The organism is Wolbachia endosymbiont of Rhagoletis cingulata, from assembly GCF_048537655.1.
GTDB lineage: Bacteria > Pseudomonadota > Alphaproteobacteria > Rickettsiales > Anaplasmataceae > Wolbachia > Wolbachia pipientis.
Map to the genome: position 1 here is coordinate 1,063,105 of NZ_CP175927.1, position 26,605 is coordinate 1,089,709.

Annotated in this window: 24 protein-coding genes and 3 pseudogenes; 3 read left to right on the plus strand and 24 right to left on the minus strand. The window is 36.1% G+C overall.

Annotated elements, in window-relative coordinates:
- Positions 1 to 664 precede the first annotated feature (664 nt).
- Positions 665 to 2,740, plus strand: coding sequence for an ankyrin repeat domain-containing protein (locus ACJZL3_RS04790; RefSeq protein WP_419198682.1), 2,076 nt, complete (start codon positions 665 to 667; stop codon positions 2,738 to 2,740).
- 155 nt (positions 2,741 to 2,895) lie between these two features.
- Here ACJZL3_RS04790 and ACJZL3_RS04795 read toward each other — a convergent pair whose 3' ends face one another.
- From ACJZL3_RS04795 to ACJZL3_RS04860, 14 genes are all read right to left on the minus strand, one after another.
- Positions 2,896 to 3,021, minus strand: coding sequence for a hypothetical protein (locus tag ACJZL3_RS04795; RefSeq protein WP_279630789.1), 126 nt, complete (start codon positions 3,019 to 3,021; stop codon positions 2,896 to 2,898).
- A 134-nt stretch (positions 3,022 to 3,155) separates the two neighbouring features.
- Positions 3,156 to 4,616: a recombinase family protein gene (locus tag ACJZL3_RS04800; protein WP_419198683.1), complete on the minus strand. Its 1,461-nt coding sequence runs from the start codon at positions 4,614 to 4,616 to the stop codon at positions 3,156 to 3,158.
- Positions 4,617 to 4,742: 126 nt separating this feature from the next.
- Complete coding sequence (locus tag ACJZL3_RS04805) at positions 4,743 to 5,042, minus strand: hypothetical protein (RefSeq protein WP_419198684.1); 300 nt, start codon at positions 5,040 to 5,042, stop codon at positions 4,743 to 4,745.
- A gap of 66 nt (positions 5,043 to 5,108) precedes the next feature.
- Complete coding sequence (locus ACJZL3_RS04810; protein ID WP_419198685.1) at positions 5,109 to 6,536, minus strand: reverse transcriptase domain-containing protein; 1,428 nt, start codon at positions 6,534 to 6,536, stop codon at positions 5,109 to 5,111.
- 553 nt (positions 6,537 to 7,089) lie between these two features.
- On the minus strand, positions 7,090 to 8,340 hold the full coding sequence (gene ltrA, locus ACJZL3_RS04815; protein WP_419198617.1) for a group II intron reverse transcriptase/maturase: 1,251 nt from the start codon (positions 8,338 to 8,340) through the stop codon (positions 7,090 to 7,092).
- 43 nt (positions 8,341 to 8,383) lie between these two features.
- Positions 8,384 to 8,506, minus strand: a complete 123-nt coding sequence (locus ACJZL3_RS04820; protein WP_419198591.1) for a hypothetical protein — start codon at positions 8,504 to 8,506, stop codon at positions 8,384 to 8,386.
- A gap of 403 nt (positions 8,507 to 8,909) precedes the next feature.
- Positions 8,910 to 9,344: a DUF2924 domain-containing protein gene (locus ACJZL3_RS04825; protein ID WP_419198686.1), complete on the minus strand. Its 435-nt coding sequence runs from the start codon at positions 9,342 to 9,344 to the stop codon at positions 8,910 to 8,912.
- Positions 9,345 to 9,348: 4 nt separating this feature from the next.
- Positions 9,349 to 9,813 carry an ankyrin repeat domain-containing protein gene (locus tag ACJZL3_RS04830; RefSeq protein ID WP_208571770.1) on the minus strand — a complete coding sequence of 155 codons (465 nt, stop codon included), beginning with the start codon at positions 9,811 to 9,813 and terminating at the stop codon, positions 9,349 to 9,351.
- 38 nt (positions 9,814 to 9,851) lie between these two features.
- A complete protein-coding gene (locus tag ACJZL3_RS04835; protein ID WP_419198687.1) occupies positions 9,852 to 10,442 on the minus strand; it encodes an ankyrin repeat domain-containing protein in 591 nt (196 codons plus the stop codon).
- A gap of 49 nt (positions 10,443 to 10,491) precedes the next feature.
- Positions 10,492 to 11,739 carry a group II intron reverse transcriptase/maturase gene (gene ltrA / locus ACJZL3_RS04840; RefSeq protein ID WP_419198601.1) on the minus strand — a complete coding sequence of 416 codons (1,248 nt, stop codon included), beginning with the start codon at positions 11,737 to 11,739 and terminating at the stop codon, positions 10,492 to 10,494.
- A 43-nt stretch (positions 11,740 to 11,782) separates the two neighbouring features.
- Positions 11,783 to 11,905, minus strand: coding sequence for a hypothetical protein (locus tag ACJZL3_RS04845; RefSeq protein WP_419198602.1), 123 nt, complete (start codon positions 11,903 to 11,905; stop codon positions 11,783 to 11,785).
- Between the two features lie 368 nt (positions 11,906 to 12,273).
- Positions 12,274 to 12,897, minus strand: coding sequence for an ankyrin repeat domain-containing protein (locus tag ACJZL3_RS04850; RefSeq protein ID WP_419198688.1), 624 nt, complete (start codon positions 12,895 to 12,897; stop codon positions 12,274 to 12,276).
- Positions 12,898 to 13,234: 337 nt separating this feature from the next.
- Positions 13,235 to 13,876 carry a fructose-6-phosphate aldolase gene (fsa, locus tag ACJZL3_RS04855; protein WP_007552982.1) on the minus strand — a complete coding sequence of 214 codons (642 nt, stop codon included), beginning with the start codon at positions 13,874 to 13,876 and terminating at the stop codon, positions 13,235 to 13,237.
- 39 nt (positions 13,877 to 13,915) lie between these two features.
- The gene (locus ACJZL3_RS04860) at positions 13,916 to 14,257 is read right to left on the minus strand and encodes a hypothetical protein (RefSeq protein ID WP_010082297.1); all 342 of its coding nucleotides are present in this window, start codon (positions 14,255 to 14,257) and stop codon (positions 13,916 to 13,918) included.
- A 270-nt stretch (positions 14,258 to 14,527) separates the two neighbouring features.
- Here ACJZL3_RS04860 and ACJZL3_RS04865 point away from each other — a divergent pair.
- Positions 14,528 to 15,622: pseudogene (locus ACJZL3_RS04865) on the plus strand (IS3 family transposase).
- Between the two features lie 480 nt (positions 15,623 to 16,102).
- Here ACJZL3_RS04865 and folD read toward each other — a convergent pair.
- The 5 genes from folD to ACJZL3_RS04890 form a co-directional block, all read right to left on the minus strand.
- The gene (gene folD / locus ACJZL3_RS04870; RefSeq protein WP_010082295.1) at positions 16,103 to 16,981 is read right to left on the minus strand and encodes a bifunctional methylenetetrahydrofolate dehydrogenase/methenyltetrahydrofolate cyclohydrolase FolD; all 879 of its coding nucleotides are present in this window, start codon (positions 16,979 to 16,981) and stop codon (positions 16,103 to 16,105) included.
- Positions 16,965 to 17,540, minus strand: coding sequence for a UbiX family flavin prenyltransferase (locus ACJZL3_RS04875; protein WP_010082294.1), 576 nt, complete (start codon positions 17,538 to 17,540; stop codon positions 16,965 to 16,967). The genes folD and ACJZL3_RS04875 overlap by 17 nt, the downstream gene beginning before the upstream one ends.
- Positions 17,533 to 17,799, minus strand: coding sequence for a DUF2312 domain-containing protein (locus tag ACJZL3_RS04880; RefSeq protein ID WP_010082293.1), 267 nt, complete (start codon positions 17,797 to 17,799; stop codon positions 17,533 to 17,535). Before ACJZL3_RS04880 ends, ACJZL3_RS04875 begins: the two co-directional genes overlap by 8 nt.
- Positions 17,800 to 17,812: 13 nt before the next feature.
- Positions 17,813 to 19,096: an HlyC/CorC family transporter gene (locus ACJZL3_RS04885; RefSeq protein WP_010962674.1), complete on the minus strand. Its 1,284-nt coding sequence runs from the start codon at positions 19,094 to 19,096 to the stop codon at positions 17,813 to 17,815.
- An 88-nt stretch (positions 19,097 to 19,184) separates the two neighbouring features.
- On the minus strand, positions 19,185 to 20,363 hold the full coding sequence (locus tag ACJZL3_RS04890) for an aspartate aminotransferase family protein (protein WP_419198689.1): 1,179 nt from the start codon (positions 20,361 to 20,363) through the stop codon (positions 19,185 to 19,187).
- A gap of 275 nt (positions 20,364 to 20,638) precedes the next feature.
- Here ACJZL3_RS04890 and ACJZL3_RS04895 point away from each other — a divergent pair, with 275 nt between their 5' ends.
- A complete protein-coding gene (locus ACJZL3_RS04895; RefSeq protein ID WP_419198690.1) occupies positions 20,639 to 21,811 on the plus strand; it encodes an NADH-quinone oxidoreductase subunit D in 1,173 nt (390 codons plus the stop codon).
- A 27-nt stretch (positions 21,812 to 21,838) separates the two neighbouring features.
- Here ACJZL3_RS04895 and ACJZL3_RS04900 read toward each other — a convergent pair whose 3' ends face one another.
- The 5 genes and pseudogenes from ACJZL3_RS04900 to ACJZL3_RS04920 form a co-directional block, all read right to left on the minus strand.
- Positions 21,839 to 21,982, minus strand: coding sequence for a hypothetical protein (locus ACJZL3_RS04900; protein WP_153296793.1), 144 nt, complete (start codon positions 21,980 to 21,982; stop codon positions 21,839 to 21,841).
- 589 nt (positions 21,983 to 22,571) lie between these two features.
- A pseudogene (locus ACJZL3_RS04905) lies at positions 22,572 to 22,766 on the minus strand (IS256 family transposase); the annotation flags it as partial.
- 84 nt (positions 22,767 to 22,850) lie between these two features.
- Positions 22,851 to 24,182 (minus strand): DNA recombination protein RmuC, encoded by a 1,332-nt coding sequence (rmuC, locus tag ACJZL3_RS04910; RefSeq protein WP_038199773.1) that lies wholly within the window; start codon positions 24,180 to 24,182, stop codon positions 22,851 to 22,853.
- Between the two features lie 173 nt (positions 24,183 to 24,355).
- Positions 24,356 to 25,335: pseudogene (locus ACJZL3_RS04915) on the minus strand (IS3 family transposase).
- Positions 25,336 to 25,544: 209 nt separating this feature from the next.
- Positions 25,545 to 26,474 (minus strand): AEC family transporter, encoded by a 930-nt coding sequence (locus ACJZL3_RS04920; protein WP_006279391.1) that lies wholly within the window; start codon positions 26,472 to 26,474, stop codon positions 25,545 to 25,547.
- Between the last annotated feature and the right edge of the window lie 131 nt (positions 26,475 to 26,605).

Genomic DNA, 26,605 nt, shown 5'->3' on the forward strand with positions numbered 1-26,605 from the left:
ACAAGCATACGTGAGAAGAGTTTGTTTTGGGATGTATTGGACTACCACTCGATACATACGAACTTTTTTATATAGTAATTTCACTGTGCGCTAAAATCAGCTATATTGGCTCACTTTTGCTAAATTTATATACGAACTGTTTTGCCTAAGCTTATTGAAATAATTTAAACCTTCTATTTTTATAACCTTATTTTTACGCTGCTTGTTCTCACAAATATATGACCTTTTTTGCAATCTTAGGAAGAGTCAATAATTCAATTCTTTATAACACTAGCTAGCATGGTATCTTCACTAAAATATTTTTTGAAAAAGTTAGTTGACTTATAAATAATTCTCTACTAATACTGGCATGTGTTTGTTTATTCTGCTGAAGTGGCTCCGCAGGTTACTGTATAAGCTTCAGCAGTTTTTGCACTTCTTATAAAGCATAATCCATCATATTCCTATATATTAAATATAGCTAGTGTTCTCAATTTTGTTGATCTATAGTAAAATTGGCTAAAACTTCCAGTAATAAACAACTTTTAACCTAATAGTACTCACCATAAAAACTTAACAAAATCTTAATCATATGAGTAGTAAAAAGATTATGTTGAAATTAGCTTGACCAATATTATATATTGTACATAATATATCATCTATCTAGGCTAGTAGGAGGTATGATATGATTGTTAATGAATGTATTACTGGGCAAGATAAAAAAGCATATGAGCAAAAGCTAGGAGAAGATTTAAGCGCTGACAAAATATTAGATGAAGAGTATCAATTGATAAAAAAACATCTTTTTTCATCGCTTAATTCTCGTCTTTTAATGGATAGTAAACTTTCGTTTGAGGGTATAGTATGTACATGGATTGCTAGTACACCTAATTTAACAGGAAGTCAAAAGGAGAAGTTAAATAGAGAATTACTAAACATCGTTAAAGGTTTAGATCCATGTCATTATGATCAAAAAGAAGATAGACATTGTGAGTACTATATTGAAAAACTTAAAAATTTCCTACAAAGCAATAAGAATAATCAAGACCTCAAAGCTGTTCTTAACCTTAAAAGAGGAGAATCTGGATTAACAGTATTGCATCTAGTATCTTCTGTAGGTAAGGTAACTCAAGGATATAATGAAACTGTAGATTTACTCCTAGAGGCAGGTGCTAATCCTAACATACAGAGTGATAAAGGAAGGACTCCCCTGCATTATACTGATGTTCTTGCTAGTGCAGCTTCTCTTTTAAAAGGAAAGGCCAACCCTAATATACAAGATCACAGAGGAGAAACACCATTACATCATGCCGCTAGTATTGGTCATACTGGCTATGTTAATTTACTCCTAGAGAAAAAAGCTAATCCTACCATACAGAATAGAAAAGGGGAAACGCCACTACAAGTTGCAATTGATAATCGTTACTATTATATTGAAGAATGCTTTTTCACTAATGACCAAAAGAGTTTGAGTGCGCAATTATATTGTATACTTGATAAATATTTTAGTACATATGACGATTGTATCTGGAGCAAAGATGAGGATCGTTCAGGTTATGCTGCTAACCTCATTAACCTCACTAAAAATTTAAAAGAGTTTCTAGGTAAACACAAGAATAGCGAAGACCTGAAGGTGATTTTTAGTATTCGAGAAAGAAACGGTAGTTCGAAAATACTTAATTATGCTCGGTGCATTAATAAGAAAGTAGTAGATTTATTCCTATCAGCAGGAGCAGGTAGTTTTTGCAAGAAAGAAGCTTCTCTCTTAGATTGTCGTGGATCTTTTTATAGTGTGGGAGAAAAGTATTGTTTAAAATCAACTTTATGGAATACACCGAATCAGGTAAAGCTGAATGAATTTTTAAGTAAGATATCTGAAGTTCAAGATATGTATAGACTAGAAGAAATCGTAAATGAAGCTATAAGCTCCGGAGTAAGGATTGGTTTTTCTAAGCAGTCTTCTCAAGGTAAAAAAGCATACAATTTTGTAGATCATGTAATAGAAAAAATCAGTAAGCTAGAGAAAAATCCTAAAGTTGCCAGCAACATAATATGTAAGTTGGTATCAAGAGGAGCAGTGTTTAACAGTAAAATTGGTATTGGTGTAATTGATGCACTGGAATCAGAATTTAATGATCATAAAGCTAATATGGTAAAAGTTTATGAAAATTATATTAGCAATACTCATAAGTTTATTGAATTGGCGAAAAGTACCACCAATGGTGAGTTGCATGATGTAAGAATAGATAACTCTACTCTCTACTTAGAATATTCTGGAGACAGCATAATAGATGTTGCAAAGATTACAGATAGAGCAGGAAATTTAGGATTAACTCAGGGAAGCATAGAATATGAAAGAGATATAATAAGGATTGGTAAAAGTGAAGTAGAAATTCAAATCGAAGGTGGAATAAGGTATTACACAGATCTTATAGAAGGCAGCGATATAGTATTAACCTTCTATACTAGTTTGGGAAATGTAGATGTTAGACTGTATCCTGACGTACAAGATAAAAGTAAAATTATAGTCGAAGTGAGTAATAGAGAGGAAGTATTAGAAAAATTCAAAGGTCGAAAAAAAGAATTAAGTAATGATTGCGTACTTGGTGAAGATTGGGTTTATGATGCTATTGAAAATGGGTACTTTGAAAGATCTGGTGGATTAATGCGTCCTGAAGTAATAAGCGAGTCTAACAACAAAAAGGTTTCATGGGCAGAACGTGAAGAGTTAAGAAGAACTTCTGATTCTAGGGCTAGGTAGATCATAAAAGTTGAAGATTATTATTTAAATATAAACTACTATAATTTATAGATTAAGGAAGTTGTACCAATGTCTTCTAAGAATACTCTTTTATATTGTTTTTAAGCTGGCTACAAAATGAGGATATGGAACATACAATTTGGCTGAGCTGCCTTTTACACTCCAGGTCTACTATTAAAATATGCAGCTAAAATTGGATCATTTTCTACCATTGTTGCACCTAATATGCTAAAATCTTCATTACTTGTATTGATATTTTTACACAATTGATTTTGTAACATTTATTTGCTCTTCTATATCAATTTCAACATCTTTTTATGTGGCCCTTTGTAGTAGCTCCTTTTGCAATAACCTTTTTTAATTTTCTGTCACATACTTTTTTCGATGTTTTTTCATATTGTTGTTTTTATAAACGTTACGACGCTAAGCCGTAAAACTTCTCCATCTGCTCACTCCACAGCATCGGTATTTCTCTTAAATCAATCAATTTCAAATCTCTTGGCTGCTTTCCATTTACTATGTCTTCTTTAATCTTCGGCGCTAAATAATTTAACCTTAAAATTTGTTGTATTCGTCTTGTACCTATATTAATTTTGGTACTCAGCTCCTTCACACTTGCATATTTTCCCTCTTCTAGCTGACGTTTCCACAAATGAGCTCTTACCACTGCTTTCAGTAGCGCATTGTTTGTTTTTGCTTCTGGTTCTACTACTGTGCATTTGTTTCCTTTCTTTTTTAACCACATCGATATAAATTCTACCTTATCCTCTGAACTCATTTCTATTCCATCTTCTTTTACCATTACTCCTTTTATTAACTTTTTCACTACTTCTTTCTGTTTTCCAAAACTTAAATTTTGCCACTCTTCCGCTTTTTCTCCCAATTTTCCATATAGCTGCTCTGTCCTCCTAATTACTTCTTTTTCTACTTCTCCAGCAACTATTGTTCTATTTACTGATTCACAATTCTTTCCTCTTAAATGATTGTTGCATACGTAATATCGATATCTCTTATTCTCTTTTTTTGCATACGTCAACGTCATGTTTACATTACAGCTCTTGCACTTAATTATTCCCCTAAGTAGCGCTTCCTCGTATTTCGCCTTTCTATATGGTTGATTCTTTATCAATTCCTGCGCTTTTTGCCATTTTTCTCCCCCTATTATTGCTTCATGCTTTCCTTCATACTCTTTCTCATAATGTCTTATCTTTCCCATATATATTGGGTTTGTTATTATTCTTCTCACCGTCGCTTTTTTAAAGATATCTGCTTTCGTTCTGTAACCTTGACTATTTAGCTCCCTTGCTAGTTCTGCCATTGACTTCAGCTCCAAATATCTTTCAAATATATGCCTTACTACTTTCGCTTCTTTCTCATTTATTATTAATTCCTTATCTTTTACATCATATCCAAGCGGCAAAGTTCCTCCCATCCATAGACCTTGTTCCTTTGATGTCGCTATTTTATTTTTTACTCTCTCGACTATCATCTCTCTTTCTAGTTGTGCTGCACCTGATAACACTGTTTGTACAAATTTTCCCATTGGCGTATTATTGTCAAATATCTGCGTTACTGCTACAAAATTTACTCGATGCCTTCTAAAAAATGATGTTACTTCGATGCTGTCTTTTGTTTCCCTTGATAGTCTGTCTAGTGTGTACACTACTACACAATCTACTTCTCCTCCTTTAACATCTTCAAATAATTCCTTTATCGCTGGTCTTTCTAAATTTTTCCCTGAATAGCCACCATCATCGTACCTTTTTACCAATGCTACCCAGCCTTCTTTGCTCTTTACGTACTTCTCACATGCTACTCGTTGCGCATCTAAACTGTTAAACTTCTGCTGGAGAGTAGACCGGCGGAACTTCCCCACCAGTCTCTCGCAGAACTGTGCATGAAGTAGAGTGGGCAGCCAGCGAGTTACTTGTTAAGTACTTTTCCAACAACCCCTCTCCGAACCACGCATGATCGTTTCCGTATCACGTGGCTCTCCAATAATCTAACGTTTTAAGGAGTCACCATCATATTTTCCATATTGGATTTTCTTATGGCATTCATGACAAACAACAAGAGTCTTCCTCTGTCGTTCAATCATTCTCTTTTTCCATTTCGGTAGCTCAGTATTACGTTTACCTAGCAAATCAGCAAGTTTACGTACGTGATGTACTTCAATCTGCTCTTGTGATTTACATAATTCACAAGTTTGTGCCAATAGTCTTTGCTCTATTTCACTACGCTTATTCCATATTGGTATAAGGTTATCACTTATACTTACCCATTTATTCCATTTTAGTGACACAGCACCAAAGTGTGTAATTAATGGTATCTTTGATGGTAAACGATCTACTCTGACTTGGATGACTTTTCATTTTTCACCTTCGTCGTTTTCAATCATTGCACCAAATTTTCTATAAATTTTCCTGCAAGTTGTTTTGTATTTAGATGCTAAAGTCTTTACTAATGATACTTCCATCACATACTTCAAATAACTTAGTGTGTGAAGGTTGTAGGCCATTTTGTAATATTGTACAATTCCTCGATATTCAGTTTGATACTGAGCAACAATACTGTAAGCTGTATCAAGTGTACGTTGAGGTAAATGTATAGGCTTTCCACAACGCATATATTCAGAACACTTTTTCTGCTTTATATGATGTGGTACACGTAACCCAATACTACCGTTAATACATCGTTGTGTCCGATGATCATGTTTATCATCTGCATGCAAGACGTGTATTTTATAACCTAAAAAATTGGCTTTGCTATCACACGCGTGTGTAATAAGCGTTTTATCTTCATTAAGCATAAGTTTGAGCTCCTCATTGAGGAATTTAGCAATCTCATTTTTAATTTGTTCAGCTTCATTTTTTGGTCCTGCAAACCCTACCAGAATATCATCAGCATACCTAACATACCAAAGACGTCGATAATTTAGATCACAAGAATCCTTAGATGGCATACCCTGCACTAATTGACGCAGTTGTTTTGCTTGATCCCAGTTCCCTTGTTTTCTCATCATCGATACTTGCATGGTTAACCTTAAATATTTTGGATTTGTCTTTCTTCGCTTACCTCGGTTATTTGCTGGTATTAGTATATGTTCCACATGTTTATCTAACCGATCGAGTAATATGTTACTCAAAATTGGACCAATAATAGAACCTTGTGGTACCCCACTATGACTCTTATTGTACTTCCAATTTTCCATATATCCTGCTTTTAGCAGTCGATTGATTAGCTGAATAAAACGGTTATCTTGGAAGCTTTCACTCAGTATTTTCAACAACATAGTATGATCAATTGAGTCATAACATGCACTGAGATCTCCCTCTATAAACCATTTTGTACCTCTGCCTTTTTGCATTACTGCTCTTAATGCAGTGTGGCATCCACGCTTTGGTCGAAATCCATGTGAACATTCACTAAATTTAGGCTCATAGTAGGCTTCCAATATTAATCGGATTACTTCTTGAAGTAACTTATTTGACCATGTTGGCAATCCTAACGGCCTGCGTTTACCACTCTTCTTTAAAATATAGATACGTTTTACTGGTGTCCACCGATATCGCTCATAGCGTAAATCCTCTATGATTTTATCGATTTTCTCCAAAGACATACCATCAACTGTTTCAGTTGTCACACCTTCTGTCATAGCACCTTTATTACGACAAAGTTTGCCATACGCTCGAAGGTAAAGATCACGCTGATAAAGTAGGCGATATACGTTTTTAACCGGCAAATTTCTTTGTCCACGTTCACGTATAATGTTAAGTATTGTTTCAGCTTTCCGCATCTTGCGTACCTCCCAATTTCAACATTCAATTATCTGTCACCCTTTGCCCCGTATGTGGCTTTCCCACGCTCCCCGGTGATTCGTTACTTTCACGACTACTACGATGACTCCGTAACCATAGAACTCGCGTTCCTTAGGTCATCCCATGTTCCGTCACTAAGAACTGTTCTAGATCAACTTAGGTTTTCCATTCATCCTCTTAAATAAGTTCACTACTTATCGTTCTACAGCCAGAATGTCACACAAACGAAAGTTTAATCTGTGCTTACCGTAGACATGGGGTTTTAAATGCGATACCCATGGATGTGAAGTCCCACCCCTGAAGATTAGAATTCAAGCAGTTTAGCTTTAACCATATTGATCAGGTGTTGCAAGCCGTTATCTTACACATCTTCAGATAACTCTCGCTTTACATACATGCTCTTGTCCTCCTTCCCTTTCGGGTTAAAGTTAGTTGTTCACCTCGAGGCCATTTATTCTGAACCCCGCTTAGCTCTGCTAAGTATTTCTTAATGCGTACCACGGCGCACCCTCGCGACTCACACAGCTCCCATTATTCAGTCTTTTGACCTAAAGCTAGTGTCCAGTGGTAAAAAGTATTTGTCCCTTCTTTCCTCATTTTTCCTAGAAGTTGCCTCGCTAGTCTTCCATGATTTCGAAGCTTCTTATACTTTCTTCTGACCCACTTTTCTAGGTGCTGCTCTATGTTTCTCAGAGGTTTATATATCTCTTTCCTGTAAAACCTGCCATAGTACTGATACCAGCCTCTGACTATTGGATTTACTGTCTTTGATATTTCCTCTAATGTTTTGTGTGTATTTCGTAGTATTTTCCAGGACCTTATGGTTGTAGTAATATTTTTCTTGGCCTTGTTGCTAATTGCGGGAAGAAATGAAACAAAATGCTTTCCTATTTTATTTCTTGCTAACCTGGGTCTAAATGTGTAACCCAGAAAATCAAAACTTTGTTTAGGAAATTCATTTTTCCTATTGTCATCCTTGCAGTACACAATTTGTGTCTTTGCAGGATGTAATTTTAGCTTATACTCAGCCAGTCTTTCTTCAATTGCTACCCTCATAAATTCCGCCTGTCTACTACTCTTGCAGTGCACTATCGCATCATCTACATACCTCTCAAATGGTATTGTTGGGCACTTTCGTCTCATCCACTCATCAAATACATGATGCATAAATATGTTTGAGATCAGCGGGCTTATTGAACCTCCTTGCGGAACTCCTTTATCCCTAACTACCTTACTTCCATCTGCTTGCTGAATTGGCGCTTTCATCCATCTTTCAACATACAGTATGACCCATTTGCAGTCTGTGTGCCTTTTGATAGCTCGCAATGCCAACTCGTGGTCCAAATTGTCGAAAAATCCTGCTATATCAAGATCTATCGTCCAATCGTACCACCAGCATCTTTTCCTCGCAGTTCCTACCGCATCCAGTGCAGATTTGTTTGGTCTATAACCATATGAATCTTCATGAAACTTCGGGTCTACTAACGGTTCTAGATACATTGTAGCTGCTGTCTGCGCTATCCTGTCCGATACTGAAGGGACACATAAAATTCTTTGTCCCCCTTCTGTACCTTTTGGTATTGCTACAGCTTTTACAGGCTCTGGAAAATAACTTCCAGATGACATTCGATTCCATAGCTTGTACAGATTATCTTTTAGATTTTCTTCAAACTTTGTTATCGTAACCTCATCTACACCAGCAGCACCCTTATTTTTCGATACTTGTTTATAAGCTCTCCAAATAACTTGCTTCGGTATATCAAAAGACTTTGTTTTACTCATTAACTCCTCCCTTTCGGTTGATAAATAATTAAAACTGAATAACTCAGCCCCTTCGCTCCATTTCCATTACAGAAATTTCTTCACTACTACGAGCTGATCCGCCCCTGTTCTTCGCATCGGTACTCTCATCCTTGAAGTTTAGCTTCTTGGATTTCTCCCTTATCATCGAAATGACAGGTTCCCGCAGTTCTACACAATAGCCCAAAATGGATCCGCGCCACCTATATGCCGGACGCCATCTATCCAGTAAACAAGTTTCCGATAGATTTATCCCAGGTTAGGCTAGAACACCTGGTTTTGACATCTTCTATGAAGTTTCGACACTTCATCAGTGGTTCATTTGCATTCGCCTCTCCATTTTACACATGACGCATAATTGCGCCTTTTCCATAACGCTCACTACCATGGCTCTTTACCAAAGCAGCTTATGGCTGTTTGAAGCCTGCTCTTGTAAACCGGCTCCGAGGGACCTACCCTCATCTATTGTGCAGCTTCAACTGATCGCTTCTACGGCACACCTAGTCCATCCTCATTTGATTTTCTCGTATATATCGCACATCTTACCTCTTTCAGCACTCTTTCTCCTTATCTCTCATTCCAAATAGAAGCGGCCCATTGTAGCTCATTCCCATTATTTTTCCGGCTACTGCTGATAATGATGTGAAAAATTCTTCTCGGTAGATTAAACCCTTATCTGTTACCATTACTGCATGCGTCTCTTCTCCTCTCTCTAGTATTAATTCTGTCCCTTCTACTGGTAATTTATCGCTACTTATTCTTTTTCCTTTCTCTAGCCGATCTGCCAGATACTCTAGTCTTTTTGTCCCCTTTCTTGACATTTCTCCATATACTTTTTCCTGCATTCTATAAGCTAATCTTGGTATCAGATATTTCTTTGAATGTTTAGGTGCTTCTTCCCCATATACCTTTTTCCATATTTTTCTCAGCTCATCCAAAGGTTTTCTCTCTAAATTCATTACTTTCTTTTCTATTTCTTTCTCCATATTTTTAGCCCTTCATAAATAGCTTTTCAATTCTGTCTGTTTCTTTCTCCAATACTTCAGTTACTTCTTTACTATTTTTCGCATAATCCATTGCTGTCATTCCGAACTTATCTTCTTGCTCTATTTCTGCTCCTGCTTCCACTAATTCTTCCACTATTTCTTTTTCTTCTACCATACATGCAAGGTGCAGCGGTGTGCATTTATTTCCATATTCTTCCGCATTTACATTCCCTCCTGATTTTATCAATTCTCTCACGATTTCTAGACGTTTCTCCGTTACCGCTAGGTGCAGTGCTGTATATCCTCCTACATCTGCTGCATTTACATTCACTCCTTTTTCAACTAATACCCTCACTGTTTTTGCGTCTACTGCATAATGTAGAGCTGTTCTGTCTCTTGCATAAATATTTTTATATGAGTTCTCTAATAATTCTTTTGCTGATTTATTAAATTTTCCAAGCTTTAACATAATCCACCTCACCTTTTCTTTAAAATCAAGTCACCTTTTTAAGCCTTTCTTCCTACTACATTTTCTGCCTCATCTATCATTTCGTTCACTTTGCTTATTATCTTGCTTGCTAAATTTTTACATTCTTCCTTTATTAACGATTTGTCTCTCTTCCTTATTTCTTCTATCTCTATTATTTTTAACTCTGGTAAATAACTCCCATTCAACATGTCTGCTATTTCTCCCACTAGCTTCTCTATTCCATAGCACGTCAGTTCTCTACTTTTTGTTACTCCTCCTTTTTCTCTCAGAAATTTGCTCGCCTTTTCACTCTCTTTGCTGTCACATAGACAATACTTTTCACTTTCCCAGATGTAATACATTGGTGTTGCGCCATATTTATTCAGTTGATTAACTTCAGCTCCGGCCTTTACTAGCTCCTTTATTATTTCAACTCCTGCTCCTCCCATTTTACACGCAGAGTGCAGTGGCGTACATCCGGTGATATATTGAGTGGTATTTACTTCTGCCCCTTCCCTTAGCAGCACTTTTACATTTTCTAAACTTTTTGCGAATACTGCACAGTGTAGTGGTGTATAACCATTTTTATCTCTTGCATTTAGGAGAGTAGACCAGTGGAACTTCCCCACCAGTCTCTCGCAAAACTGTACGTAAACCTCTTGATTTATACAGCTTCCATTATTCAGCCTTTTGGCCTAACCCTAGTGTCCAGTGATAGAAAATATCCGGAGACCTCTTTCTCACCTTTCCTAGAAATTGTCTTGCTAGTCTTCCGTGACTCCTGAGTCTCTTATATTTCCTTTTCACCCACTTTTCTAGATGCCGCTCTATATTCTTTAGAGATTTGTATACTTCAGTTCTGTAAAATTTGCCATAGTACTGATACCAGCCTCTGACTATTGGATTTACTTTTCCTGACATCTCCTCTAATGTTATATGCGTATTTCGTAGCATTTTCCATGACCTTATGGTTGTAGTAATCTTTTTCTTGGCCTTGTTGCTAATTGCTGGGAGAAATGAGACAAAATATTTCCCTATTTTATTTCTTGCTAACCTGGGTCTGAATGTGTAACCCAGAAAATCAAAACTTTGTTTAGGAAATCCACCACTCCTATTGTCATCCTTACAGTACACTATCTGTGTCTTTTCAGGATGTAATTTCAACTTATACTCAGCCAATCTTTCTTCGATCATTACTTTCACAAACTCTGCCTGTTTCTCTGTTCTGCAGTGCACTATCGCATCATCCACATACCTCTCAAATGGTACCGTCGGGTAGTTCTTTTTCATCCATATATCAAACACATGATGCATGAATATATTAGAGATGATTGGGCTAACTGAACCTCCTTGCGGAACTCCTTTATCCCTAACTACCTTACTGCCATCTGCTTGCTGAATGGGGGCTTTCATCCACCTCTCAACATACAGTATGACCCATTTGCAGTCTGTGTGCTTTTTGATAGCTTGCAATGCCAAGCCGTGGTCCAAATTGTCGAAAAATCCAGATATATCAAGATCTATCGTCCAATCGTACCTCCAGCATCTTTTACGAGCTGTATCTACCGCATCCAGTGCAGACTTATTTGGTCTATAACCATATGAATCCTCATGAAATTTTGGTTCTACCAGCGGCTCTAGATACATAGCAGCAGCCGTTTGCCCTATCCTGTCGAATACTGAAGGAACACATAAAATTCTTTGCCCTCCTGTATCTTTTGGTATCGCAACAGCTTTTACCGGCTCTGGAAAATAACTTCCGGATGACATCCTATTCCATAGTTTGTACAGATTATCTTTTAGATTTTCTTCAACCTTTGTTATCGAAACCTCATCCACACCAGCAGCACCTTTATTTTTCGATACTTGTTTATAAGCTCTCCAAATAAGTTGCTTTGATATATCAAAAGACTTTGTTTTACTCATTAACTCCTCCCTTTCGGTTGATAAATCATTAAAACTAAATAACTCAGCCCCTTCTCTCGATTTCCATTACAGAAACTTCTTCACTACTACGAGCTGATCCGCCCCTGTTTTTCGCATCGGTACTCTCATCCTTAGAGTTTAGCTCCTTGGATTTCTCCCTTATCATCGAAACGACAGGTTCCCGTAGTTCCACACAATAGCCTGAAATGGATTCATGCCACCTTTATGCCGGACGCCATCTATCCAGTAAACAAGCTCCCGATAGATTTATCCCAGGTTACAAACGACCCCCTGGTTTTGACGTCATTTAAAAGGTTTCGACACTTCATCAGTGGTTCACTTTCGTTCATCTCTCTATTCCTTACATGACATATAATTATGCCTTTTCCATAACGCTCACTACCTTGGCTCTTTACCAAAGCAGCTTATGGTTGTTTGAAGCCTGCTCTTGTAAACCGGCTCCGAGGGACCTACCCTCATCTACTGTGCAGCTTTTGCACTTAGTTTGCTCTTACTTGAACATTCTTTGTATCTCTACGGCACACCATCTGCCCCTTTTTTTATAAGATGTTTTACTACCTCTATATGACCATTATTAGCAGCATCATGTAAAGGAGTTCTTCCAACTTCACTTTGTACATTAACATTAGTGCTTCTTCCCAATAGATTTTCTAATACCTGTGTATGTCCATACTTAGCTGCATAATGTAGAGGAGTTTCCCCATACCTATTTTTCAGATCGATATCTGCTTCTTTTTTTGACAAAATTTCTACTATTCGTATGTGTCCATGTTTAGCAGCAACATGTAAAGGAGCTTCTTTGCAATATCCATTTTTTATACCGGTTTTCGCTCCATTGTCTAATAGATTTTCTACTATTTGTATGTGCCCATGTTCAGCAGCAACATATAAAAGAGTCCTTTCATATTCTATAAAGAACCCTGTTAATTTTGTATCTTTAGCTATCATACGCAACATGATACCTGGTAAAAACAGGTGATCTATATCAAACTTGTTATCTTTCCACCCGTTGTATACGCGTGGGTCCTTTTCCTGCAGCTTATCCTTAATTTTATCAATTATATTATCTTTATTGAAGCCTTGATCATTAATTTCTTGTAATATTTCCTTTAGCATTTCTTCAAATTCTGATCCCACTATTTCCTACCAAGCTATAAAACTTTATTAAGGCATATGAAGTGGATTATGTCAATGAAGAACTAAGAAACTGGTTCTTCTTTTTTTCTATAGCTTTAGGTTTACCTACAATTTGAAAAACAACAAATTCGTCATTCCGCTACTCGTTAGCGCCGCGGCGGTATGATGTAGGGAAACCTTTCTTGGGTTAGTTATAAAGTTAAAATTCGACCAGGGCAGCCGCAATAAGGTAGCAAACGCCATCATGTCTTTAGGAGAGTTTGCTAATGAAGGCTCTTAAGTTGACGCCATTGCCTGAACGGATACGCCAATTTTTATGTTCATTTGTAACCGTCTATTATTTTACACCCCAGTCTTTTTCAAATATTGCTAGCCCTTGGTCAGTAAGTGGGTGATTAATTAATTGTCTAAGTACTTTTGCTGGCACAGTAATTGAATCAGCACCAAGCCTTGCAGCTTCTATTACATGCGCTGGGCTTCTCACTGATGCAACAAGAACTTTAGTATCAAAACCGTAATTAGAATATATAGTACATATATCTTCTATTAGCGATAAGCCATCATAGCTTATATCATCAAGGCGACCAACAAAGGGGGAAATAAAACAAGCACCGACCTTAGCGGCAAGCAGTGCTTGTCCAGGAGAAAAACATAATGTGATGTTAACAGGTATTTTATGCTCTGTCCATAACTTTTTACAAGAAATTAATCCTTCATGTGTAAGAGGTAATTTGATCACAACATTATCAGCAATTTTTGCTAAATTCAGACCTTCTGTGATCATCTCTTCATGGCTATCTGCAACAACTTCAACACTAACAGGCCCTTTTATAATAGAGCATATTTCACGCACTAAATCCTCGTATTTATCTTTACGCCCGGACTTTGCTATTAAAGAAGGATTAGTTGTTATGCCGTCAATGAACTCCTTTAGTCCTTTAATTTCATTTAAATCAACGCTATCAAGAAAAATTTCCATATTAATCTCCTATAAAAAAAATACCCTTGCAAAATCTTGTCATCCTACCGCTTGACTTACAACCTTATGAACTTTCTGCGTTGTAAACATCAAACAGCCGATAACACAACTGTACAAATATTGAGACATAAGAGTAATTTGTACCAAGAAAAAAGATGTCATCCCAGTGCCCAGACCCCTTAGACAATGTACCATCTTTTGATTTTGTCCATTCTGGGCGGGGTTTTCAAGTTCTTTGATCTTAAATACTACATCTACTTTATCAAGATCAATGTTGACTTCTTTTACTAATGTTCTAATAAGACTACGTTTGGCTTGCCAATCTAGGTCCGATTTAACACTAGAATAAAAGCCCTTTATGCTATTTGTAATAAGATTCATTTTCTGCCGTATTCCCTTTTACCTTTTTCTTCTCTCCTTCAATCTCTTTTAAACGTTACTTCATTTTTTTTATTGCCTGCTTAAAGTCTTCCTTACTTATAGTTAGTGCATACTTTGTTGCCGTAAAAACTTCTGGTACCCAAACAATTGTAATAAGTATACACAATCTTTGTCAACTATTTTCGGCACTGGTATATTGACCTTACCCAGAAAAAGTGGAGAGAAAGAAAGGAGTTTTTTCGGGTAAAATAAAATTTTGGAGGATTAGAAATGGTAAGAGAATATACGGCAGAATTCAAATTGGAAGCTGTTAAGCTGGCAAATGAACAAAGAAAGGTAGGTCAACCAGTTGCAAAAGTAGCAAGAGATCTAGGAATAAGGGATAGTGTATTAGGAAAATGGATGAAGAAATATAACGAAAAAAAGTCAGCGGCAAATGCATTTCCAGGTAGAGGTAACATGGCTCCTTACGACAAAGAGAGGTTTGATTTACAAAGCAAGAGTAACAAGGGAAAGAGACATTTAAAAAAAAGCCCTGGCCAGTCAAAAAGAGTAAAATATTTTTTTATAAAAGAGCATAGTAACTGCTATAAAGTACAGGAATTATGTAGGATTTTCTGCTAGTGGCTACTATAAGTGGACCACAAGAAAAATAAGCAGTAGAGAATCAGCAAATAAAGAGCTACTCGCAGCTATTCAAAAAATATATCAAGTTTCTAAATGTAGATATGGAGCTCCTAAAATTCATGCTGAATTGAAGGCTTTGGGTAAAAGTTGCAACTTAAAAACAGTGCAAAGTATTATGCAGAAAAATGGTATTCAGGCTATATTGAGAAGAAAATTTAAAATTAAGAAACAACAAACGGACAGTAGCTCCCAATATATTAGACCAAAACTTTATTGTCGATCAACCAAATAAAGTATGGGATTACTTATATAAAAACCAAAGAAGGATGGCTATATTTGGCAACAATAATCGATCTATATTCACGCATGGTAGTTAATGAGCAGTTCAATAAATAAACAATTGGTTATGGACTCTTTATTAATGGCCGTTAACAAGCGTAAACCTGCCAAAAATCTACTATTACATAGTGATCAAGGTTCACAATATACTTCGCAAGGTTATCAATATCTCTTATCCATAAAAAACATAGATGAGTTATAAAGGTTGTTGTTACGACAATTCTGTTGTGGAAAGCTTCTTCAGTTCTCTAAAAAGGGAGTTACCAATAGACACCTCTCGGCACTCTAAACAGCATATCAAAACTGCTATATTTGAATATATAGAAATTTTTTATAACAAACAACGTCACTATTAACTATTGCATTCCTGAGCATTTTGATTCATCATTCTCTTTGTGAAAAACATTCCAAACTTTCTCTCCACTTTTTCTGGGTAAGGTCAGATACTATAAACTATAAAAAAATTTCTCCGATAGTTCATATAGCAAGTAAATTCACAAAATGAAGACTATTATTTTTATTACAGGTGTATCTACGGTTGGAAAATCAAGTTTGGCTCATATATTAGGTTCAAAGCTTTTTATGCCTAGAAACTTTGCAATTCCACTAACTATAGCTAACCCAAGAAAGGTTTCCCTACGTCATACCGCCGCGGTATCTCAGCATAGATTCCGCTAACGAGTAGCGGAATGACGAATTTGTTGTTTTTCAAATTGTAGGTAAACCTAAGCCACTTTAGCTATACTTGTAGAGAAAAAAGAATAGATGATGATCCTAAATATTTAATAAATTTGACTATTGAGGAATTTCAAAAATCTCAATTTTTTATTAATTGTGATATGGTACATTCTATCTTCATATAGCTTTCCTCTTCATACCTCAACTAATGAAATCAGAAGCATCAACTCCCTTTTGCAAGCAAGCAGCAATAACAGTGTTCATCATTAGAAATGCAATGGTCATTGGGCCAACGCCCCCGGGTACTGGGGTCATAGCTTTGGCTTTCCCTTTTATTCCTTCAAAGTCAACATCACCTACAAGCTTTCCTACGTTAACGCTATTTATGCCAACATCGATCACTATTGCACCTTTCTTTATCCAGTCTGCTTGAACAAAATTTGGCTTTCCGACTGCTGCAACTACTATATCCGCTTTAGAGCAATATTCAGCTAAATCCTTGCTTTGTGAATGCAAGATGGTGACAGTGCAGTTTTCTTGCAATAGCAGGTAAAACATTGGCTTGCCCACGATATTTGACCTACCAATTACCACTGCGTTTTTACCGGAAAGGTTCTCTTCAATTGACTTAATTAAATGCAAAGAACCTTTAGGAGTGCAAGGTATAAGGCAGTTTTTTTCACCTTTAACTAATTTGCCAACGTTTTCATCATGAAAGCCATCTACATCTTTTTCAACACTTACTGTGTTAATTACTCTGCTTGCACTAATATGATTTGGTAAAGGCAATTGCACTAAAATGCCATGCACAGATGGATCTTCATTTAATTCATTGATTTTTTCAATTAATTCATCTTCTAAAATATTATTAGGCAAAACAATGGTCTCAGAACTTATGCCTATTGATTCTGCTTTTTTCTGTTTGTTGCGAACATAAACCTGACTTGCTGGATTGCTACCTATGAGAATTACTTTCAGGCAAGGAAAAATGTTATACTCTCTCTTTAAAATATCAATTTTTTGTGATAGCCTCTCACATAGGTCGTTTGCTATTTTTTTACCATCAATAATAATTGTCACTTCCTTGCCACTCCTTAAAGTCGGGTAATTTGATATCAAATAAATCCAATACTTTGCCAACAGAATGATTAATAATATCATCCAACGATTTCGGTTTAATATAAAAAGCAGGCACTGGTGGAGCAATAATTGCTCCCATCTCCGTTAATTTTAACATATTTTGTAAATGCCCAAGATGCAGTGGTGACTCTCGCACCATAAGAACTAACTTTCTTCTTTCTTTTAGCGTTACATCTGCAGCCCTTGTCAATAGATTGGAAGTAACACCTGATGCGATTTCAGACATTGTCTTCATAGAGCATGGTGCTACAATCATCCCTGAGGTTTTAAATGAGCCGCTTGCTATTTTTTCTCCAATCTTTTCTTCAGAATAGTAAAAATCTGCAAGTGATGTAATATCTTCAAGTTTTTCTTTAATCTCGTGAGCTAAAGTTACTTTCCCAGCACGACTTATCACTAAATGAGTTTCATAATCGACGTCTTTCAACGCTTCTAAAATACGCACACCGTAAATAGAACCAGATGCTCCACTTATTCCAATTACAATTCTGCTATTCACTTAACTCTTCTTCGTAGCTCATTCCCAATGCACGTTTATAGGTATCAAGCAATATTTCTTGTTCCTCTCTGTCATCATCATCCATCTTCCTCAGCCTAATAATTTGTTTCATCACTTTTATATCCCAACCTTCATCTGCGGCTTTTGCATATACATCACGAATGTGATCTTGCACATCCCTCTTTTCTTGTTCAAGTTTTTCGATTCTCTCTATGTAACCCTTCAACTCTTCAGCCGTTATTTTTACTGTATCTTCCATGAAACTCCACTAATTAATTGCTGCCACTAATATTACCAATTTTTACTTGCACTTCAACAACAGTAATAATATTTTTATCTTTTTTTAAAATCTTAAAGCGAAAACCATACATGGAAAACTCCTCGCCTTCGTCAGGAATGCGCTCTATTTCATTCACAATCATACCTGCTAGAGTTGTAGCTTCTTCATCAGGGAGATTCCAGTATAACTGCCTGTTAATGTCCCTAATAGTAGATTTTCCTTCTATGTGATACATATTATCAGATATTTTCTTTATAAAATTCTCCGTAATCAAATCATGTTCATCCGAAATTTCTCCAACTATTTCTTCCAGTATATCCTCAAGAGTTACAATTCCCTGCAGTGCTCCATACTCATCAATAACAAATGCAAGGTGTTTCCTGTTCTTACGGAAGTTGTGAAGTTGCACGCTGAGCGGTGTACTTTCTGGTATGAACCAAGGCCTTGACATAACTTGGGTAATGTCAACTTCTTCCGCTTTATTATTCTTTTCACGCAAAGCATTTATTAGAGCTTTCACGTGAATTACACCTACAATGTTATCTGGTTCCTTCTGCCATAAAGGTACTCTACTGTGACTGCTGGTTAAAATCTCTCTTATTAACTCTTCTTTATTCCGATCTATATCAAGAGAAAATAGGTTTCTTCTATGGGTCATAATTTGTGATATCTCTGTCTCAGCCAAATCAAGTATGCTGCTTAGCATATCTAAATCCTGTTGCAACATAGTTCCTTCACTGCGGTGAAGAGTAATCATATTACGCATTGCATCCGCTGCAGATATCACTTCCTTATCTTTATGCAGCCCACATAATTTTAGGATGAGGTTAACAATAAATTGAATACCTAGTGTCAATGGAGAAAAAATCTTTACAAAAAACAATACAAAATAAGCAGAAAATGATGCAAATTTTTCAGGATTTTGAATAGCATAAGTTTTTGGTAGAACTTCGCAGAACAATAAAATACAAAATGTCATTATAATTGTTGATAGGAGAATGCCCTCATTTCCAAAAAGATTGATAAATATTGCTGTAAATAAAGCAGAGCAAGTAATATTAATAATTGTATTGCCGAGCAATACCGTTCCTATTGTCAATTCTTTCCTATTTAATAAGCGATCTATTACCCTGGCTTTTTTGTTACCGTCTAGCTTTAGCTTATTAACTCGAGAACGGCTAATTGAGGTTAAGCCTATTTCTGCTCCTGAGAACAAAAACGATAAAACTAACAAAACAAAAATTGCTGATGATACTAAGACCAATAACCAATCCATTAAAGTACGATGTTATTGTGATAAAAAATAAAATTAATTTTACATGTTATGAGAGGCATTTGCAAGCCTGAATTTATATTGCCGAATTTTATATACCTTTAATCTTAAAAAACAAATCATAAAGCATATTACACGCTGCGTTCACATGCTCATCCTCAATGATAAGTGGTGGGGTTACCCTTACTACTTTGTTGTTTAAAACCCTAGTTATTATTAAACCTTTATCAAGAGATCGACTAATAATTTTATCAGCTACAAGAGTTGCTAGTTCTATTCCCATTAGTAACCCTTCTCCACGAACTTCTAAAATCATCTCAGGAAATTCTTTAGCTAAAAGCAACAGCTTTTCTTTTAAATATTTACTAATTCTTTTAACATGATCAAAAAAGCCTTCTTTTAGCATTATATCGAGCACTGCATTACCAACAGTCATGGCAAGTGGATTGCCACCATAGGTTGATCCATGAGTTCCTGGAGTAATTGCTTCTGCTATATAATCTTTCACTAAACATGCAGCTACAGGAAAACCGTTACCCATAGCCTTCGCACAGGTTAGCATATCAGGTTCAATGCCGACATTTTGATAATGAAATAAAGAACCGATGCGTCCATATCCGCACTGCACTTCATCAAAGCACAAAATTATTCCTTGAGCTTTTGTTATTTCCCTTACTTTTTGAAGATATTCTACGTCTAGTGGATATACTCCACCTTCGCTTTGTATGGGCTCTAAAAATACAGCAGCTATTTCATTGTTGATTTTTTCTTCTAATGCTTTAATGTCATTTCTTGGCACTTTATCAAAACCAGAAAGGAGCGGAGCAAAACCTTCGCGTGATTTTTCATTGCCTCCAGCAGAAATTGCAGCAATACTGCGGCCATGAAAGCCTCCTTCAATTGTAATAATACGATTACGTTTTGCTTGCCCTTTTGAATAAAAGTAACGACGAATAAACTTAATTGCAGCTTCTGTTGCTTCAAGCCCACTTGAGCAGAAAAAAACTTTATCTGCAAAAGTAAGGGTTGTTAAACGCTCGGCAAGCCTTTCTTGCTCGGGAATAGTGAAAATGTTAGAGCAGTGCCATAATGAGCTCGATTGCTCTTTCAGCTTATCTGTAATGTATGGATAACAATGCCCTAAAGAAGTTGTAGAAATACCTGCAGCAAAATCTAAATATTTTTTACCATCTTTATCAAAAAGATATGCCCCTTCTCCCCTGACTATAGGAGTGTCAAGTCTATTATACGCATTAACAACATGATCCATTTTATAAGTATTGTGGTATTATCTATACTATACCTGAAATGAATCCATTAACACAAAGCTTTTCCTTTAACCTCTTATGCTACTTCAACTAAAAATTTGGCTAATGCAAACCTTTTTTGTCATTCTATAGCTAAAGTGACTTGGTTTTACCAACACTTATTAGCCATTGTAAAAGTTTTTGTTTCTATTGAATGATAGTTGTAGCCTATGCAAGAAGTTTATTGACTTTGAGCGCACTTTAGCCTATACAATTTTAATATCTTAAACTACTGGACATGCCCGATCTAAAGACAATGATGTTAAATTTTGGACCTCAGCACCCAGCTGCACATGGAGTGTTGCGTCTTGTTTTAGAGATGGATGGTGAAGTGACCGAGAGGGCAGATCCCCATATTGGGCTTTTGCACCGCGGTACTGAAAAATTAATAGAACATAAAACGTATCTTCAAGCTTTGCCTTATTTTGATCGCCTTGATTACGTATCACCAATGTCACAAGAGCATGCATATTCACTTTGTGTGGAGAAATTGTTGCAATGTGAAGTGCCAATTAGGGCAAAGTATTTACGTGTCTTGTTTTGTGAACTGACGAGAATACTAAATCATTTACTGAACGTTTCTTCTCAAGCACTTGATGTTGGAGCAATGACCCCTCTTTTATGGCTCTTTGAAGAAAGAGAAAAAATACTGGAATTTTACGAAAGAGCTTCAGGTGCAAGGTTTCACGCAGCTTACATCAGGCCAGGTGGAATTGCAGCAGATGTTCCAGAAGATTTGATTGAGGATATTGCAAAGTTTATAGAGCAATTTCCAAAATATATAGACGATGTTGATGAACTTTTAACAGAAAATAGGATATGGAAGCAACGCACTGTAGGAATTAGTGAAATATCAATTAAACAGGCACTTGATTGGGGCTTTAGTGGCCCAATGTTGCGCGCTGCTGGGCTTGCTTGGGATTTGCGAAAAAGCCAGCCATATGAGATATATGATCAACTAGATTTTGATATACCGATCGGCCAAAATGGCGACTGTTATGACCGTTATCTAGTTAGAATGGCAGAGATTAGGCAATCTATCAGTTTGGTGAAGCAGTGCATAGAGAAAATGCCTGAAGGGCAAATAAAAACTGAAGATAGAAAAATTTCTCCACCGTCAAGAGCAGAGATGAAAAAATCTATGGAAGCTCTGATTCACCATTTTAAGCTCTATTCAGAAGGATATCACGTACCAGAAGGTGAGGCTTACGCAGTTGTTGAGGCACCAAAAGGTGAGTTTGGAGTGTATATAGTTTCAGATGGTACCAATAGACCTTATAGGTGCCGAATAAGAGCACCTGGCTTTGCGCATTTACAAGCCTTAGACTTTATGGCAAAAGGACACATGCTTGCTGACGTTGCAGCAATTATTGGCTCACTCGATATAGTTTTTGGTGAGATTGATAGGTAATCATTGGTACCCGTTCAGGCAATGGCGTCATGCAAGTAGCTGACACATAACTGTACGAACATTTGTTTGCAAAGGCAGTATGTTAAGTGTTATAGCCGATTTTGCCTCAAACACAAAGGCAGTGCCTTGACTACTTGGATCCAGAAAAATTGATTGTGTACTATACAACATTTTTGATCAAAAGCGTAACCGTTCACTGTTAGACTGCATTCTGTGATTTTTAGCAAAACATGATCTTTCATTTGAGCTTCCTTCAATTTAAAATAAATACAGAAAATTGCTGCCTATAGCTAAACTGACTTAGATTTACCAACAATCGTCATCCCGCTACTTGTTAGCGGCTAAGAGATACCGCGGCGGCATAGCTATCTTCAAAAATATGGTTGAATAATTGTGTGTATAATTATTAATATTTTTAAACACTTTGGCTATGGCTTTATCTAAGTTTCTCGACCCTAAGCTGGATTTAACCTTCAAAAAAATATGTAGGGTCAAGAACTGGCGCGCCTACTTTAGGGTTTGGTGGCTGATCCATTGTTTTCACAATAGGCCTCAATCCAAATTCCCATGTTAACGTTTCCAGCTCCCGCCTCGTCAAACGCAGCATCCGCACTACGCTTTCCTAGCAGATTCTTTACCAAAGTTTATAACATATTGTGCTGGTGATGCTTTCGGTTTGTAATACCTTATTCTATAGTCTGAATATAGACCCAGCGTTTTGTATATCCATTCGCTACTCCACTTCTTCCAACCAAACCCTCTCTTCACTTTCAGCTAATAAGTGATTTTCTATTTCACCTTCCAAACTTGCCTCCAGCAGCTTTTTTATAAATGGTGTAAATGCTCCATCCCTTCCTGTTAATGGTCTGCCTTCCCTTATTGATGACAGTATATTTGCTTCCAGTTCTTTGTAATCTACCAAACCGGTAGTTCTGTTTACTACTTTCTGACTCATTGTCAAACCTCCATTTTTTTTATATCAATTTATTACTTTTTTTTTGGTTTGACACACTTTTTTGAACATTCCCTGTTAAGATGCCTAATCTACTTTCAGCTCCTCAGTATGTAAACTGCGTGGTAAAGACTCTAATTCCTTTGCAGCACTTAAACTTTTATTTTTTGCATGTATACCAAGCTTATTGAATTCTCGAGCAGCAGGAAACACCCTTGCTTCAAGAGAGCCAGCAGTTTTATTATAATGATCAACAGCACTTTTTAAGCTCCTGCGCAAATTATCAAAGTTTTCACCCATTGTGCAAATGCGCTCATATAAAATATGACCTAGTTCACTGATTTTCTTTGCGTTTTCAGCTATCATCTCTTGCTTCCATCCATACGCTATTGCTCTCAGCAACGCAATTAGAGTGATCGGTGTTGCAATGATCACTTTTTTTTCCACTCCAATCTCTATCAAAGCAGGCTCATATTCCAGTGCTGCGCTAAAAACCCCCTCCCCTGTTAAGAAAAGCACCACAAGTTCTGGCGTATTTTCAAATTGATTCCAATACTCTTTTTTACCCAAATCATTTATGTGTTTTTTTATTGCCAGGGAATGATTCTTTAATTTCTCCTTTTGTATTTGCAAATCATTTTGTGATATAGCATCCATGTAAGAATCAAGCGGCACTTTAGCATCTATTATTATTTGCTTTCCAGATGGCATTTTGATTATTAAATCAGGACGCAATAAATTATCCTCGTTTTTATCAACCACTGACGGCTGAGTAAAAAAATCGCAATATTCAATCATTCCCGCCATTTCTACCACCCTTTTGAGTTGCATTTCACCCCACTTTCCTCTGATGTGAGGCTTTCTCAAGGCATTAGCAAGGCTGGAAGTTTGGTTCATCAGCGCTCCAATTTGCTCCTTTAAACCTTCATAGGCCCCTACCCTCTCTTTTTCCAGCTCGCGTATTTCATTATCAAATTTTTCTAATTTTTCTTTTATTGGAGTTACAACTTCGTTGATCGTTGCTTGTCTTTTTTTGAAATCGCTTTCCGTTTCTTTTAATTTACTATCGATTACTTCCTTTGCTAAGTTCAGAAAATTATTGTTATTTGTCTGCAAAGCATCAAGAGAGAGCGCTTTAAAAGTGTTTGTTAATCTCTCCTCTGCTTTTGTTAGTAATTCTATTTCCTTTTTCTTTTCCTCACGTTCTTTTTGCAGAGTTACTTCAAGTTCTGCTTTTTTGACCCTTAAATCAACTATTTCTTCATTCTTCGTAAGCAAAGTTTGCTTTGTTTCTTGAAGTTCTTGCTCTAATTTACATAAATTACCCTCAAGGTTTGCTTTCTTTTCGCTCAGTTTTTTTACGATAATGTAGAAAAATAGTAATAGAGAGACAACCAGAGCTATAGAATTGAAAAGCATCAGAATAAAAAAGCTGTATTTACAATTCTATATGATTTTTGTGTGTATAAGAAAGAAAAAAGGAGCACCTAAAGAGGTGACCTTACCCAGAAAAAGTAGAGAGAAAGTTAAGACGTTTTTATCATGAGAATAAATTGTGCAGGAATGCAATAGTTAATAGTAGAATGTCTACGTTATTTGTTATAAAAGATTTCTATGTATTCAAATATGGTAGTTCTGGTTTGTTGAGCGAGAAGTATCAATAAGCAGCTCCCTTTTAAGTGAACTTTTCTGCAACAGAGTTATCGTAACAACAGCCCTTATGGCTCATGCTGGAAATGATGTTTTTTGTATTCAATAGAAATTGGTAATTTTGAGAGGTATACTGTGACCCTTGATCGCTATGTAACAGCAGATTTTTATCGGGTTTGCGTTTATCAACGGCCATCAATAAAGAATCTATAACTAATTATCATGTTACTCATTAACCACCATGCGTGAATATAGGTCAATTATTGCCGCCAACAACCTTCTTTAGTTTTTATGTAGGTAATCCCAAACTTTATTTGGCTGATCAGTAGTAAAATTTTGATCCAATGTGTTCGGAGCCACAACTCGGTTGCTTATTTGCTGTTTTTTATTTTTGAACCTTCGTCTAAACTTGGCTTTAATGCCATTTTCTTGCATAACACTTTGTACTGTTTTAATTTTTGCCTAAAGCTTTTAATTCAGCGTGAATTTTAGGGGCTCCATATCTGCATTTAGAAGCTTGATTATTTTTTGAATATCTGCTAGAAGCCCTTCTTTTGCTAATTCTTTACTGCTTTTTTCCTTAGCAACCCATACCACCAGTACAAAACCCTACATAGTTCCTGTGTTTTATAGCAATTTCTATATAAAAGAATACTTTACTCTTTTTCTTTGCCCAGGGCTTTTTTTAAGATGTCTCTTTCTCTTATTAGCTCTTTTTTTAGATCAAATCTTTCTTTGTCATAAGGAGCCTTTGCCTGGAAATGCGTATGCTACAGACATTTTTCCATCATATTTTCTTACTTAACATACTGCCATCTATACCTAGATCTTTTGCTATTTTTGTACTTGCTTGACCTGTTTCTTTAACCAGCTTAACAGCTTCTAATTTGAATTCTGCTGTATATTCTCTTCTATTTGTCATATTTTGAAAAAACGTTTTATTTTACTCCAAAAACGTCTTAACTTTCTCTCTACTTTTTCTGGGTAAGGTCAATTTACCGCCGCGGCGCTAACTAGTAGCGGGATGACGGGTTACCAAATTGTAGAAGTTGCTTTAGCTATAAATTCAAGTTTTATCAATGTCTTGTGTTGTTACCCAAATAATGGTTGTGCAAGCGCTTAATTTTTTGATCAAAAAGGAACAAGTTTAGTAAAAAATAATGATATTATTAGTGGAACATAAAACAGTCCCACTGCAGTACTGATTAGAAGCAACAGAGTAGCTTTATCTGGTTGATAATTCAAAATATTAGCAAGTATTATACTGGACCCAGAAACTGGAATAATAGCCAGCAACATCAGTGCTTTATATATGCTCTCATCGTATATACCTATAACATGCTTGTCTAAAAGGACAATTCCTAAAACAAACAGTGGCCAGAATACGTACTTTGCTGTAATAGTGATCAAAGCAAGCTTCCAATCTATTTTAAAGCTTGCAATATTCGCAATGCTCACTCCAAGTAGCACCATTCCTAATGTGACAAATGTACTTCTAATATTCATCATAACATCTGTTAAAAAAGTAGGTATTTGTATATCGTATATACTTAAAAAGAAGCCCAGAACCATCGCATAAAGCGAAGGAAGTTTGAACAACTTTAATATGCATTCTTTTGCAGTATAAATACCATTTGCAGCTATGTAAAATCCTAAGCTGTTTTCAAATAGCGCCATTCCTATATAACAAACAACATATACAGATACTGAATCTTCATCAAATAAAGCCATGGCAATCGGCAGGCCAAAATAACCCATACTTGTGCTGCCCGAGCTAAATGCTAATATGTTTCTTGTGTTATCCTTAAATAAAAAAGAAGAAAGATAATACACTGATAAGGACATAGTGCTACCTATAAACCATATCAAAATCGGCAGAGAAATTACTTTTAAGTTAACTTCTGTATGAGAGACTCCATATAAAATCACTATTGGATTAGCTATATAAAAAAGTATTTGAGATATAGTGTTTCTATCAATTTTAAGATATTTTCCTGCTAAGTAACCAATAAATATTGTAATATAAATAGGTAATATTTTGAGAAAAAGAGTAAGGAACATACTAGCCTATTGTAATATTTTTGATTGATAAAGTGACATTAGATCTTAAGGTGTTGTAAAAGTAAACAAAATTTATTTTCCAATTTATCCAGCTCATAGTTAATTAAATTAGTGCCAAAATTTGTTTTTAC